The 13,441-nt window shown below is 66.1% G+C and carries 10 protein-coding genes and 1 pseudogene; 6 read left to right on the top strand and 5 right to left on the bottom strand.

The window, feature by feature from the left end; all coding sequences use genetic code 11:
* Positions 1 to 106: 106 nt before the first annotated feature.
* Complete coding sequence (locus ACQR07_RS33980; protein ID WP_434906407.1) at positions 107 to 829, top strand: hypothetical protein; 723 nt, start codon at positions 107 to 109, stop codon at positions 827 to 829.
* Positions 830 to 1,004: 175 nt separating this feature from the next.
* On the opposite strand, the gene ACQR07_RS33975 is transcribed toward ACQR07_RS33980, so the two are convergent.
* Entirely contained in the window at positions 1,005 to 1,277 is a 273-nt protein-coding gene (locus ACQR07_RS33975; RefSeq protein WP_434906406.1) for a hypothetical protein, read from the bottom strand.
* Positions 1,278 to 1,422: 145 nt separating this feature from the next.
* Here ACQR07_RS33975 and ACQR07_RS33970 point away from each other — a divergent pair, with 145 nt between their 5' ends.
* The gene (locus ACQR07_RS33970) at positions 1,423 to 1,830 is read left to right on the top strand and encodes an SRPBCC family protein (RefSeq protein ID WP_434906405.1); all 408 of its coding nucleotides are present in this window, start codon (positions 1,423 to 1,425) and stop codon (positions 1,828 to 1,830) included.
* Between the two features lie 975 nt (positions 1,831 to 2,805).
* Here ACQR07_RS33970 and ACQR07_RS33965 read toward each other — a convergent pair.
* Positions 2,806 to 4,155, bottom strand: coding sequence for a malonyl-CoA decarboxylase (locus ACQR07_RS33965; protein WP_434906404.1), 1,350 nt, complete (start codon positions 4,153 to 4,155; stop codon positions 2,806 to 2,808).
* A 133-nt stretch (positions 4,156 to 4,288) separates the two neighbouring features.
* Positions 4,289 to 5,095 (bottom strand): AraC family transcriptional regulator, encoded by an 807-nt coding sequence (locus ACQR07_RS33960; RefSeq protein ID WP_434906403.1) that lies wholly within the window; start codon positions 5,093 to 5,095, stop codon positions 4,289 to 4,291.
* A gap of 92 nt (positions 5,096 to 5,187) precedes the next feature.
* Here ACQR07_RS33960 and ACQR07_RS33955 point away from each other — a divergent pair, with 92 nt between their 5' ends.
* On the top strand, positions 5,188 to 6,381 hold the full coding sequence (locus tag ACQR07_RS33955; protein WP_434906459.1) for an MFS transporter: 1,194 nt from the start codon (positions 5,188 to 5,190) through the stop codon (positions 6,379 to 6,381).
* 67 nt (positions 6,382 to 6,448) lie between these two features.
* Positions 6,449 to 7,246 (top strand): transporter substrate-binding domain-containing protein, encoded by a 798-nt coding sequence (locus tag ACQR07_RS33950; protein WP_434906402.1) that lies wholly within the window; start codon positions 6,449 to 6,451, stop codon positions 7,244 to 7,246.
* A gap of 10 nt (positions 7,247 to 7,256) precedes the next feature.
* On the opposite strand, the pseudogene ACQR07_RS33945 reads toward ACQR07_RS33950, so the two are convergent.
* Together ACQR07_RS33945 and ACQR07_RS33940 are read right to left on the bottom strand one after the other, a co-directional pair.
* Positions 7,257 to 10,397, bottom strand: a pseudogene (locus tag ACQR07_RS33945) (efflux RND transporter permease subunit); the annotation flags it as partial.
* Positions 10,398 to 10,406: 9 nt separating this feature from the next.
* The gene (locus tag ACQR07_RS33940; protein WP_434906458.1) at positions 10,407 to 11,510 is read right to left on the bottom strand and encodes an efflux RND transporter periplasmic adaptor subunit; all 1,104 of its coding nucleotides are present in this window, start codon (positions 11,508 to 11,510) and stop codon (positions 10,407 to 10,409) included.
* Between the two features lie 461 nt (positions 11,511 to 11,971).
* Between ACQR07_RS33940 and ACQR07_RS33935 the strand changes: the two genes are divergently transcribed.
* Positions 11,972 to 12,910 carry a hypothetical protein gene (locus ACQR07_RS33935; RefSeq protein WP_434906401.1) on the top strand — a complete coding sequence of 313 codons (939 nt, stop codon included), beginning with the start codon at positions 11,972 to 11,974 and terminating at the stop codon, positions 12,908 to 12,910.
* Between the two features lie 159 nt (positions 12,911 to 13,069).
* Positions 13,070 to 13,306: a hypothetical protein gene (locus ACQR07_RS33930; protein WP_434906462.1), complete on the top strand. Its 237-nt coding sequence runs from the start codon at positions 13,070 to 13,072 to the stop codon at positions 13,304 to 13,306.
* The last annotated feature ends 135 nt before the right edge of the window (positions 13,307 to 13,441 follow it).

Below are 13,441 nucleotides of genomic sequence, written 5' to 3'. Positions count from 1 at the left end.
CGAAAACGGTGGAGTGCGTCGAATGGATCGACCGACGCCGGCCGCATCTGATCGAGGCGCTGGCGGCGCGGGGGCTTCACATCGAAAAGCCGGAGATTGATCAGCGATGTCGCACGGCGAGGCGCCTGATCCAGCCACGGTGCAGATGCATTCAACGCTCCGCTTCAGTCGGGAGCGCCGGGCGCTGCGGCCGTCGATACGGTTGCAGGCAATGCTGACGGCTCTGATGCTGTGCCTGGGCTGCCTCGTCCCGGGCGGGACCGCGGTGTCGCGCGCCGACGATCTTCAGAGCGGCCGGTTGGCGCAGGCCGACAGTTACCAAGCCTATGTCGACCAGGTCGCCGCCGTCGAGACGGATTTCGGACCGGCGATCTCTCCGATCGCCGGCCTCATTCTGACCGGGCAACCCAAGCCCTGGTTGCGGTTCAAGAGCTTTCAGAAGCTGCGGCAGCTGAGCGCGCAGCATCCAGAGTTTTTTCTCCGATTGGTGTCGGATCCTGCGGAGACACACGTTCATCGCTTTCTCGCCGCGTGGTCCCTGAGCGACCTCGGCAAATCCGACCTCGCCGCCATCCTCAACAGGATGGTCGAACTGCGCCAGCAAGGCCTGATCTCGTCGCGCGATCTCGAACTGGTGTTTTCACCATTTCCACCGTCTGCGGTCGCCTGCAACGATGGTGACCCGGAGGTTCGGTCCGTACTCCAGCGCATCCTGGGGCTCAACGATCTCACACAAGAATTCAGATCGGATCTCGAAGATGCTCTCTCTGGAAAGTTGTCCAGGATCTGGCGACGAGACAACGGCGGCGAATGTTCGGCCCGCAGGTGAGAGCAGTGCCGGATGCAGTGTTATTAGAGCGTCGATGGGTCTCATCCCGGCGCGGCGGTGCCAATGACTGCGCCCTCTCCCCTTGTGGGAGAGGGCTACACAGATATCGACGACAGGCTCGCTCGGGTGAGGGGTTCTCTCCGCACGCGAGATTGTCTCTGCGGAGAGAAACCTCTCACCCAACATGATCGTCACGTCGAGCGGCCAGCTCATGCTTCGTCCTGAGCACGACCTTGGCAAATTCGACGCCCGCCCACATTCCCAAAAGACCGCCCATGCCGAGGCCGACCAGGACGCCCAGCAGCGCGAGGATGCCCCAGTCGCTGTGAATGCCTCCTGGCGCGAAGCTGAGCGCTAAGAAACCGATCGCCCACGCCGCGTAGCCGAGGATGGCCGCACCGAGCGCGCCGCCCATCAGGGCTGCGACGGCAATGAATGATGCTCGCATCGCTGTTCCCACCGATCATGCTTGCAGCTGTCCCGGGGCATAATTTATCTCACCAACTGTCGGGACTGGCCAGCCTGCTTCGTCCTTCGAGCACATCTGCTGCACGCTTGCAGCGGGCCGTCAAACCGAGCCAGGAGCAACATCCATGCGGATCACCGTCGAAACCACCGTCGCAGCCCCGATCGACCAGGTCTGGCGCGCCTATACGACGCCGGCCGACATCGTGAAATGGAACGCTGCGTCCGACGACTGGCATACGACCAAAGCTACGGTCGACCTGCGCGACGGCGGCGCGTTCTCGTCGCGGATGGAGGCCAAGGATGGCAGCATGGGCTTCGACTTCGCCGGCACGTATACGAAGGTGGTTCAGAACGAGTTGATCGCCTATGCGTTTGGTGACCGCAAGGCCGAGGTGCATTTCGAGCCCGGCCCGAAGGGCGTCCTCGTCCGCGTTGTGTTCGATGCCGAAACGACCCACTCGGTCGAGCAGCAGCAGGGCGGCTGGCAGGCGATTCTGGACAGCTTTGCGCGCCACGTGGAGAAGGCGTCGTGAGGGCCGCGGCTGGGGAGGAGCCCAATGCGCGCCGTGAGCGGAATCCGAATCTTTCCCGCTTGACATTTTCCGAAATTCAGCAATGATGCACCCCATCCTGTCCCTTTCGCAGAGGGGCGTACGCGTCGTCACGAACGTCGGGGCAGGGATGCGGTGGCTGTGAGGATGCCGGCAGACGACCGGCGTGCTTGCGGACGGAGAAGTCGTGTGGTCCTGGCCTCTCGACGCTGAGGTCAAGTCTGCGGTCGTTGCTTGACGGCACGCGCGGATGACGGGGGCAAGAACGCCGATCCCCGGGGAGAGCACGAAGGACACCGTGAAAACCATCGCGCAGGGAAGGCCGGAATGCACCGGTCGTACCTGTGGTTCCTGCCCCGTGCACTTTTCTCGCACGGGGGCCATGGGTTGCGGCCAGCACCCGGCCTTCCCTGCGCCCTCTGTTTTCCTTGGAGGGACATGCATCATAGCAACTCGGGCGCGCTGCGCCGCGAGGATGTTGTCGTGCGTCCCAGGCTGTTTGAAATGTGAAAGCGGTTTTTCCTCACCGTCGTCCCGGGCAAGCCGTGACGCGCATAGCGCGGCACGGCGCCGACCCGGGACCCATACGCCGCGGCGGATGTGGCTTGGCGACATCTAACGACGTGCCTGCCTCAAACCACTTGCTGTGGTTATGGATCCCGGCGTTCGCCGGGATGACGGCGGTGTTTGAGGCGTGAGCACGCCATCTTACCAGCATCAATGCGAGCCACCAGCGTATCCGTTTTGCCCCGCTGTCGTCCCGGGCAAGCTGTGACGCGCGGAGCGCGGCACGGCGCTGACCCGGGACCCATACTCCGCGGCGGACGTGGCTTGGCGAGATCTCAACGACGTGAGTGTCCCAAACCACTCCCTGTGGTTATGGATCCCGGCGTTCGCCGGGATGACACTGACTTTGTAGCGCGAGCATTCCGTCTCATGAGCCTCGTGAGGGCCCAACTACGACGACAACCTCATGTCCAGCAGCCGCCGGCCTTCGCCGCGCAGCAGCTTCTTCACGGCGCTGGAGGCGACGACCTCGCCGTCATTGGCATAGGCTTCATGGTTCTTCTCGATGTCCTCGAGCCGGTACAGGTAGTTCACCATCACGGTTGCCGACTCGCGCTGGCCCTTCGCGGAGAGGTCGCCGAGCCAGTTGATGCGCTCGAGCCTGGCGCCGTTGCCGAGGTGGAAGCGGGCGACGGGGTCGATCAGCTTGCCCTTCGGCGTGCGGGCTTTCAGGAAGTAGTGCGCGGCGAGCGGCTCGATCACGGCGCGCAGTTCGGTCGTGATCTCGGCGTCCTCGACCCAGCGCGGCTCGTTCAGGAGCTGGAGCGTGTTGCGATCGTCCTCGGTCGCGTCATCGGTCGATTTCAGCCAGCCCATGAAGCCCGGCACCGGCGACAGCGTGACGAAGGTGTCGAGCTTCGGCAGCTCGCGCCGGAGCTCCTCGACCACCTGCTTGATCAGGAAGTTGCCGAACGAGATGCCGCCAAGGCCGCGCTGGGTGTTGGAGATCGAATAGAACACCGCGGTGCGGGCACGATCGGCCGGCACCGGCGCACGGTCGACGGCGAGCAGCGGCGCGATCGCGCCGGGGATGGTCTCGGTCAGCGCGATCTCGACGAAGATCAAGGGCGCGTCGGGCATCGCCGGATGGAAGAAGGCGTAGCAGCGGCGGTCGATCGGATCGATGCGGCGGCGCAGATCGTCCCAGTCGTGGATCTCGTGCACCGCCTCGTAGCGGATGATCTGCTCCAGGATGTTCGCCGGCGTCGACCAGTCGATCTTGCGCAGCACCAGAAACCCCCTGTTGAACCACGAACTCAAGAGATGCACGACGTCGCGATCGAGCGCGGCGAGTTCCGGATTCGCCTTCAGGAGATCCAGGAGATCGGTGCGCATGGCGACCAGCTCGGGCGTGCCGCCGGGCGCGCGGTTGAGCCGGCGGATCAGCTCCTGCCGCCGCGGCTCGGAGGCGAAATGCAGCGCGCTCGCGCCGTCATCGGACGGCGCCGCGCGCCACGCCTCGATCGCCTTCTCGAGCCGGGTATTGTCGGGACCGAAATCGTGCACCAGCGCGGTGAAGAACGCCTTGCGTCCGTCGGCGTCGAGATCATGATAGCCGTCGAGCACGTCGCGCGCCATGGCGGTGCCCGAGGCCTCTCCGGCGCCGGACACCAGCGCCTCGCACAGCTCCACGAGGCTCTTCGCATCGTGCTTGGCGACATCGGCACCGCTACCGCGCAGCAGCGTCCGGCCGCGCTCGGAAATGGTGGTGATCAGATCGGTGAAAAAGGCATTGGCCATCTGGTGTCGGTCTAGTCCCCGCGGAAAGCATTCGCCCGTGATGTTACATGGATTTATGGCAAAGGTGGCCACATTCAACCATAACAAAACGTCAACGGACGCCGTCGCGCAGGGCAGGTCCGCGCACGCCGCGTCAGGTGCGCGTTTGCTCGCCAAATTCGGTCGGGGTCCGGCCGGTCACCTGGCGGAACGCATGCGAGAACGCTGGCACGCTGGCGTAGCCGAGATCGGCGGCGAGCTGCTTGACCGAGAGCTGACGATCGGTTGCGAGGCGCTCGATCGCCGCGGCGATGCGGGCGCGCTGGCACCAGGCCTTGAAGCTCAGCCGCGTCTCCGCCGCGAACAGCCGCGACAAGGTGCGCGCGGAACTGCCGACCTTGCTCGCGAGGGTCGCGAGATCCTGCTCGCTCGCCGGCGAGGCGAGAACGAGCTGGGCGGCGCGGCGGGCGCGGGCGTCCTGCGGCAGCGGGATGAAGGTCGAGGAGTCCTCGGCGCGGCGCAGCTCGAGCAGCGCCAGGCGGACCAGCAGTGCGGCGCGTTCCGCCGCGCCGTCCGGCTCGAACAGCGCCAGGATGGCCTGATGCAGCAGCGGCGACACCTGCACGACGAACTCGCGGTCGAGCCGCAACCCGCGCATCTCGCGCGCGAGCCAGTCGAGCTCGAAATACAGCGTCCGCATCTGGCTATCCGCCAGCATGTCGATGGCATGGCCGTGGCGCGCCGGCACCCACACCGCGCGATCCGGCGGCACCAGCCAGCGGCCGCGCGGCGTCGTCACCTGCATCGTGCCGTGCGAGGCGTAGATCAGCTGGGATTCGCGGTGCATGTGCGGCTCGAGCCGGGCACCCTTGTGATAGCTGCGCGCGATCCGGTGGACGCCGGGCTCGGTCGTCACCCGGTCGTCGCCGAGCGGCTTCAATGGCGTGTCCACGATGGTCATTGGCGCCTTCTCGTTGGGGCGACCCAGTATAACCGATTTATCCGGGAATCGAGGATACGCCCATGAACAGCCCAAGCTTGAACAGTTCAAGCCTGAACAGACCAGGCCGCGTGATCGGCTTCGTCAACGCGGCCCATTTCATCGACCATTACGCGATGCTGATCTTCGCCGCCGCCGTCATCATCATGGGCCCGGCGCTCGGCATGGCCTATGCGGACCTGCTGCCCTATGCGACCCCGGGCTTCATCGCCTTCGGCGCCGGCGCGCTGCTGACCGGCTGGCTCGGCGACCGCTGGAGCCGGCGGCACATGATGCTGATCTTCTACGTCGGCATCGGCCTGTCGATGATCTCGGTCGGCTTCGTGCAGACGCCGTGGCAGCTCGGCGCGGCGCTGTTCGCGATCGGCCTGTTCGCCTCGATCTACCATCCGGTGGGGACCGCGATGCTGGTGTCCTATGCCGACCGGCTCGGCCGCGACATGGGGCTGAACGGCGTGTTCGGCAATCTCGGCGTCGCCTCGTCGGCGCTGGTGACCGGCGTGGTCGGGCAATATCTCGGCTGGCGCTATGCGTTCATCGTGCCCGGGGTGATCACGATCGGGATCGGCATCGTGTTCGCGATGCTGGTGGCGCATGAGGACCGCCGCGGCTCGAAGCAGGCGGCGGCGCAGGCCCGCGTCGCGCGCGACCAGATGTGGCGCGTGGTGCTGGCGCTGCTGCTGGTGGTGATCGCGATCTCGACCACGTTCAACGCCATCACCGTGGCGCTGCCAAAGCTGTTCGCGGAGCGGCTGGCCGGGCTGACGCAGAGCCCGGCGCTGCTCGGCGTGATCGCGGCCGGTGTCTACGTGTTCGGTGCGATGACGCAATACACGATCGGGCGGTTGCTGGATCGTCATACGCTGAAGGCGGTGGCGCTGCCGCTGTCGCTGGTGCTGGCGCCGCTGCTCTATCTCGCCGCCGATGCCCGCGACTGGGCGCTGATCGTGGCCTCGATCGGCATCGTGATGGGCGCGTTCGGGCAGGTCACCGTCAACGACGCGATGGTCGGCAAGTACACCGCCGAGGAGTGGCGCTCGCGCGCCTATGCGGTGCGCTATTTCGTCGGCTTCACCGCGGCGGGCGCCTCGGTCGGCCTCGTCGCCTGGTTGTACGAGCGCGGCGGCTTCGCCACCATGCTGCAGGCCTTCGCCGCGCTGGCCCTGGTCGCGATCATCGCTGCGCTGATCCTGCCGCCGGAGCTTCCGGCGGCGCGGCCCGTGTTGCGGGAGGCGCCGGCGGAGTGAGGACGATGGCGCTTGCATTGGGTGGCCCGCACGCCATGATGGGCGCCAACGCAAAAGGGAGGGAACGATGGGCCGGTGGCGCGAGCTGTTGGTGGCGGCGCTGGCCGTGGTGGCAGGCATGATGGCATCATCTCACAGCGGAGCCGCCGAGTTGAAGGACGAGATCGCACCGACGGGCAAGCTGCGCGTGGCGATTGCGATCAGTCCGGCGGGTGGCGCGTTCTGGTCGACCAAAACCGAGACCGGCTATGTCGGCGTTCCCGTCGATCTCGGCCGTGCGATGGCGGAGCGGCTCGGCGTGCCTGTCGAGTACGTCGCGCATCAGAACTCCGGCCAGATCACGGACGCTGCGGCTAAGGGCACCTGGGACGTGACGTTCCTGCCGAAGGATCCCGAGCGCGAGGCCAAAATGGCGTTCGGGCCGATCTACGAGGTCGCGGATGCCACCTACATCGTCAAGCCCGGTTCGAGCGTGACCAGCTTCGCGACGCTCGATCAGGTGGGCGTCAAGGTCGCCGCGGTCAACAACACCACGACGATGCGCGGCGCGATCGCGCATCTGAAGAACGCGACTGTCACCGGCTACCAGACCTATGACGAAATCTCCGGCCTGCTGCAGCGCGGCGAGATCGACGCCTTCGCGCTGTCGCGCGACCAGCTCAACGCCATGGCGAAGAAGATTCCGGGCACGCGGGTGCTCGACGAGACCTTCAAGAAGACGGTCACGGCCGTCGCCGTGCCGCTGGGCCACGACAAGGCGCTGGCCTTCGTCACCAGCTTCATGACCGAGGCGCCGTCGAACGGGCTGCTGCGCAAGGCCTATGACGCCAACGGACTGAAGGAGACGCCGCTGCGAACGCAGTAGATAATTCCGCCGGCTGCGCGACGACGGCCTTCGTCTTGCGCGCAGCGCGCCAGGTCTCGTACCGCTGCACGACCACGAAGAACGCCGGCACGAACAGCACGGCGAGGCAGGTCGAGGCCAGCATGCCGGAGAACACGGTGATGCCGATCGACTTGCGGGCGCTGGCGCCGGCGCCGGTTGCCAGCACCAGCGGCAGGACGCCGAGGATGAACGCGAACGAGGTCATCAGGATCGGCCGGAACCGCGACCGCGCCGCCTCGATCGCCGACTCGATGAGAGGCTTGCCGTCGCGGCCATGCAGCTCGAGCCCGACCTCGACGATCAGGATCGCGTTCTTCGCCGACAGCGCGATGAGGAGGATCAGCCCGATCTGCACATAGAGATTGTTGTCGATCTTGAGCGCCGTCAGCACCGCCATCGGCCCCAGCAGCGACAGCGGCACCGCGAGGATGACGGAGATCGGCGCGTACCAGCTCTCGTACTGGCCGGCGAGGACGAGGTAGACGAGCAGGAGCGCGAGACCGAAGGTGAGATAGATCTGATTGGAGACGACCTTCTCCTGATACGACATCGCCGTCCACTCATAGCCCGTGCCGGGCGGCAGCGTGCGCGCGGCGATCTCCTCCATCAGCTTCAGCGACTGGCCGGAGGAGTAGCCCTGCGCCGGCAGGCCGACGATGGTGGCGGAGGGATACAGGTTGTAGAGGCTGATCAGCGACGGCCCGACCGAGGGCTTGACCGTCGCGACCGTGCCGAGCGGGATCATGTCGCCGCTCTGGTTGCGCACCATCAGGCTCTCGATCTGCCGTGCCGTCAGCCGCGCGTTCGAATCTGCCTGGACATAGACCTGGAAGACGCGGCCGAACTTGTTGAACTGGTTGACATAGGAGGCGCCGAGGTAGGACGACAGCGCCGAGAACACCTGGTCCGTGGTGACGTGCAGGGTCTGCGTCTTAACCCGGTCGATCTCGACGTCGAACTGCGGCACAACAGCGCGGAACGGCGACTGAACACGCTGCAATGCGCTCTGGCTTTGCGCGCCTGCGACCATCGCCGAGGTCATCGCCTGCAACTTGGCATAATCGCTGTTGCCGTCGCGCAGCTCGACCTGCATGGCAAAGCCGGCGGCGTTGCCGATGCCCTGGATCGGCGGCGGCGGAAGCACCAGGGTGCGCGCCTCGATCACGTCGGCGAGCCGGTCGTTGAGGCCGTAGACCAGCGAGCGCAGATCCTCGCCCTTGCCGCGGGCGTCCCAGTCCTTGAGGATGATGTAGGCGACGCCGGCATTGGCAAGGCTGGCGCTGTTGTCGAGCGCGGAGATGCCGGCGATGGTGATGACCTGGGCGACGCCGGGCGTGCCCTTGGCGATGGCGCCGACCTTGTCCAGCGCCTTCTGGGTGCGCTCGAGCGAGGCGCCGTCGGGCAGCTGCACGGCGGCGATCAGGTAGCCCTGGTCCTCGATCGGCAGGAAGCCGGTCGGCACGCGCGACAGGCCGTAGCCGCCGGCCGTAATCAGGATCAGCGCGACGACCACGGACGCGGTGCTGTGCCTGACCAGCCCGCCGATCAGCGCGGTGTAACGCCGCTCCAGCCGCGCATAGAGATCGTTGAAGACGCGGTAGAGCACGTTGCGCTTTGCGAGTGGCACCGGTGGCCGCAGCCACAGCGCGCATTGCGTCGGCTTCAAGGTCGCAGCGTTGATCGCCGAGAGCAGGGCGGTGGCCGCAATGACCAGCGCGAACTGCGCGTAGATGCGCCCGGTGAGGCCGGGCAGGAACGCGGCCGGCAGGAATACTGCGATCAGCACCAGCGTGATGCCGACGATGGGTGCGAACAGCTGGTCCATGGCGCGGATCGCAGCATCGTGGCCATTCATGCCACGTTCGATGTTGTGGGCCGCGCCCTCGACCACCACGATGGCGTCGTCGACTACGATGCCGATGGCGAGCACGATCGCGAACAGCGTCGACAGGTTGATGGTGAAGCCGAGCGCCGCCATCGCCGCGAAGGCGCCGATGATGGTCACCGGTACCGTCGTGGTCGGCACCAGCATCGCGCGCCAGTCCTGCAGGAAGATCAGGATCACGATCAGCACCAGCACGCCGGCCTCGATCAGGGTCTTGTAGACCTCATGGATCGAGGCATTGACGAACTTCGTGGTGTCGAACGGCGTGTCGTATTGGATGCCTTGCGGAAAAGTCTTCGACAGCTGCGCCATCTTCGTCTCGACCGCCTGCTCGACTTCCAGCGCGTTGGCGCCGGGCGACTGGAATACGCCGATGCCGACGGCGGGCTGGCCGTTCAGCGAGAACTGCTGACCGTAGGTCTGGGCGCCGAGCTCGACCGTGCCGACGTCGCGCACGCGCGTGACGTCGCCATTGCTGCCGGATTTGACGATGATGTCCTCGAACTGCCGGGTGTCATCGAGCCGTCCGGCGACGTTGAGCGTGTACTGAAAGGCCTGGCCGGCCGGCGTCGGCGGCGCGCCGATCTGGCCGGCGGCGACCTGCTGGCTCTGCTGCTGGATCGCCTGGATCACGTCCTGCGGCACCAGATTGCGCACCTGCAGCTTGCTCGGGTCGAGCCAGATCCGCATCGAGTACTGACCGGCGCCGAACACCGTGACGTTGCCGACGCCGGGCAGCCGCGCCAGCTCGTCCTTCAAATTGATCGTCGCGTAGTTGCTGAGATACAGGCTGTCATATTTGGCGTCGGGCGAGGTCAGCGTCACGAACAGCAGGATCGAGGTCGAGCGCTTCTGCACCGTGACGCCTTGGTTCTGCACCGCCTGCGGCAGCTGCGCCAGCGCGCTGGAGACGCGGTTCTGCACCAGCACCTGTGCGAAGTTCAGGTCGGTGCCGATCTTGAACGTCACGGTCAGCGAATAGCTGCCGTCGGCGCCGCTGTAGGACTGCATGTAGAGCATGCCTTCGACGCCATTGACCTGCTGCTCGATCGGCAGCGCCACGGTGTCGGTCACGGTCTTGGCGCTGGCGCCGGGGTAGCGCGTCGTCACCTGGACGGTCGGCGGCACCACGTCGGGATATTGCGCGATGGCGAGATTGTACAGCGCGACGGCGCCGATCAGCATCATCAGGATGGCGATGACGTTGGAGAGGACCGGGCGCTCGATGAAGAATTTGGAGATCACGGCCGGCCCTCACTTGCTCGTGGACGCCGGGGGCTCGACCGGCTTGAGTTGCGGATCGACTTTCTGACCTGGAATGGCGCGCAGCAGGCCAGCGACGACCACGCGGTCGTCGGCCTTCAGGCCGCTGTCGATCACGCGCAGGCCGCCGTCGAGCGGTCCGACCTTGACCTTGCGCTGCTCTACGACATTGTCGCCGTTGGCGACGAGCACGTAGCGGCCGCTCTGGTCGCTGCCGAGCGCGGTGTCGGGCACCAGCAGGGCGTCCGTCGTCCGGTCGACGGGAATCCGGATGCGCACGAAATAGCCGGGCAACAGCACGTGATCAGGGTTGGGCACGAGACCACGGACGGCGAGCGTGCCGGTCGAGGCGTTGACTGTCGGTGCGGCATAGTCGAGCTTGCCCTGATGCGGATAGCCGTTCTCGGTCTGCAGGCCGAGCTCGATCGGAAACTGCTTGAGGTCGGATGAGGTCTTGCCGCGGCGCCGCGCCTCGGCGCGGATGCGCAGCACGTCCTGCTCGTTGACGGTGAAGTTCACATAGACCGGATCGAGCGCCACGATGGTCGCAAGCTGGGTCGGCGACGCGACGCCGACGAGTTCGCCGACCGAGACCTGATGCGCGCTGACGACGCCATCGAACGGCGCCGTCACCTTGGTGTAGCCGTAATTGACCTTGGCGATCTTGGTATTGACCTGCGCCTGCTGCAGATTGGCCTGGGCGTTGTCGCGCGCCGACGTCGAATTGTCGAGCGCCACCTGCGAAGCAGCCTGGCGCGCGACGAGGTCGGTCTGGCGTTTGTAGTCGGCCTCGGCCTGCTTGTACGAGGCCTGTGCGCCGGCCTCGGCCGCCTGTGCCTGGTCGAGCTTGAGCTTGTAGGTCTCCGGCTCGATCGTGAACAGGGTCGTGCCTTCCTTGACCGTGTCGCCATCCTTGTAGTCGATCGACTGCAGGAAGCCTTGCACGCGCGCGACGAGGTCGACATTCTTGACCGGCGCGGTATTGCCGGTCGCCTCCAGATATCGCGTCACCGCGCGCTGCACCGGCTGCGCCACTTCGACCTTCGGTGGTGGCGGCGGCTGATAGCTGTTCTGCTCGCAGCCGGCGAGGCCCATCGCCAGTCCGATGAGCACCGCTGCGCGGCCGGCTCGAAACGCGCCCGTTCCGCAGGGCTTCGGCAGGTCGGGTTGTGAAACATGATGCGATGGTGAGCAGGTTGGCGCCATTCCGCTTTCCCTATGCAAATTACCGTCGAGGCAATGTCGGCGTCGAACAACAAACAACAATGTTGGTCGTCTCAATATCAACAATCGTTCAGCGACGGAACAGGCATGTGCTGATGCAGCGCGGAAGAAATCTGCGCGTCGTGCGGATCCACCCAAAATTTCCCAGTTGCCAAGCGCCGCTCGGCGGCGCAGCTTCGTTCGTACATTGCGATCAGGTGTCCCCGGGCGACGTCACGTCGGCCGGCGACGCCTGATTTGCGCGGACGGATACTGACAAGACGTAATATGTCGCCCTGCGCAGTCTGCGCCGGCGATGATGATTGAAGCACGACAGCATTGAGGATCGACCGATGATCAATCACTCCAGATGGATGCTCACGCTCGGCATGGCCGTCGCAACCGGTTTCGTTGCAACGCAAGCGCTGGCGCAGACAGACGCGCAGCGCAACGCGATCAAGTCGGCCTGCCGGTCGGACTACATGTCCAAATGCTCCAGTGTGCCGCCCGGCGGCGCGGCGGCCTTCCAGTGCCTGCAGAAGAACATGGCCGGCCTGTCATCGTCATGTCAGACCGCGGTGAAGGCGCTCGAACCTGCTGCGGAGCCGAAGCCCGCGGCGGAGGCCAAGCCGGCGGCTCCGTCGCCGGTCGCAGCGAAACCGCCCGCCGCGGCCGAGGCACCCAAGACCGCCGTCGAGGCGCCCAAGACAGCCACCGACGCGCCCAAGGCGGTCGAAACACCGAAAGCGGCGGCGCAGCCCGTCGCGCCGGCGGCGCCCTCGCAGGCGGCAACCACGCCCGAGCCCTCCAAGCCGCCCGCATCTGCGGCGGCCGCCGCGCCGTCCGCCAAACCCAGCGACGCGCAGGTCGCGGCGATCCGCGGTGCCTGCAGCGGCGACTACCGCAAGGTCTGCAGCAGCGTGCCGCCCGGCGGCGCGGCTGCCCTGCAGTGCCTCGATCAGAACAAGGCGAAGGTGTCCGCCTCCTGCGCCAAGGCGATCGCGGCGGCGAGCGGAGCCGGCGGGGCGACCGCCGCCGCATCGACCTCAGCCGCCGCCGCGCCCGCGACCTCGCCGGCGGCGGCGCGTGCGGCTCCGGCCATGGTGCTGCGGCCACTGCGGCCTCTCGAGGAGCTGCGCATCGTCCGGGCCGCATGCGGCGCCGACGCCCGCGCGTTTTGCAGCGGCATCGAGCCTGGCGGTGGCCGCGTCGCGCAATGCCTCGCAGCCAATGCGGGATCGCTCTCGCCAGCCTGCAACGGCATGCTCGCGCAGTTCGCAGCAAATCGGTAACCGGCCGTGTTGGCGGCACGGCTCACACCGGCGCTCACGGCAGCGTGCATTCGTTCGATCCACCCAAATTGTCACAGTTGCCAAGCCGAGGCCGCGTCTGCACAGTCCAGACAGGGTGGATAATTTACTAATCACATGATGATCATCAGGAGTTCGACCATGCGCATTTTCTCACGCATCATTCTTTCGACCTTGTGCGGACTGTTTCTCCTCGCGTTGATGCCGTTCGTCTCGATGTCCGATGCGAACGCCGTCGTCTGTGCGCGCGGCGTCGTGCGGGCGGGCTGTGCGGGCGCGGCCGGAGCGGTCGTCGTCCGTAGACCCCCTGTGGCCGCTGCGACGACGGCCTGCCGGACCGTGCTGGTCAACGGCGTGTGGGTTCGCCGCTGCGTTTAAGGCGCGTTTAATCAATTTTCGCTATGGGCTAATTTGAAACGGCAATCGCGGCGCGTAAGTTTTACGCGCCGCATGTTGCTTTGCGCGACGAAAGTAAGCTGTATTTAACAGTGCTCCCGGCAAGGTGCGACGCGG

The organism is Bradyrhizobium sp. HKCCYLS20291 (assembly GCF_051167715.1).
Classification (GTDB): domain Bacteria; phylum Pseudomonadota; class Alphaproteobacteria; order Rhizobiales; family Xanthobacteraceae; genus Bradyrhizobium.
This window is presented reverse-complemented; position numbering and strand designations above follow the sequence as displayed.

Excerpts from the sequence above, each read along its gene's own strand:
- ACQR07_RS33980 (WP_434906407.1), top strand. The coding sequence starts at position 107 with ATGTCGCACGGCGAGGCGCCTGATCCAGCCACGGTGCAGATGCATTCA.
- ACQR07_RS33975 (WP_434906406.1), bottom strand. The coding sequence starts at position 1,277 with ATGCGAGCATCATTCATTGCCGTCGCAGCCCTGATGGGCGGCGCGCTC.
- ACQR07_RS33970 (WP_434906405.1), top strand. The coding sequence starts at position 1,423 with ATGCGGATCACCGTCGAAACCACCGTCGCAGCCCCGATCGACCAGGTC.
- ACQR07_RS33965 (WP_434906404.1), bottom strand. The coding sequence starts at position 4,155 with ATGGCCAATGCCTTTTTCACCGATCTGATCACCACCATTTCCGAGCGC.
- ACQR07_RS33960 (WP_434906403.1), bottom strand. The coding sequence starts at position 5,095 with ATGACCATCGTGGACACGCCATTGAAGCCGCTCGGCGACGACCGGGTG.
- ACQR07_RS33950 (WP_434906402.1), top strand. The coding sequence starts at position 6,449 with ATGGGCCGGTGGCGCGAGCTGTTGGTGGCGGCGCTGGCCGTGGTGGCA.
- ACQR07_RS33940 (WP_434906458.1), bottom strand. The coding sequence starts at position 11,510 with ATGGGCCTCGCCGGCTGCGAGCAGAACAGCTATCAGCCGCCGCCACCA.
- ACQR07_RS33935 (WP_434906401.1), top strand. The coding sequence starts at position 11,972 with ATGATCAATCACTCCAGATGGATGCTCACGCTCGGCATGGCCGTCGCA.
- ACQR07_RS33930 (WP_434906462.1), top strand. The coding sequence starts at position 13,070 with ATGCGCATTTTCTCACGCATCATTCTTTCGACCTTGTGCGGACTGTTT.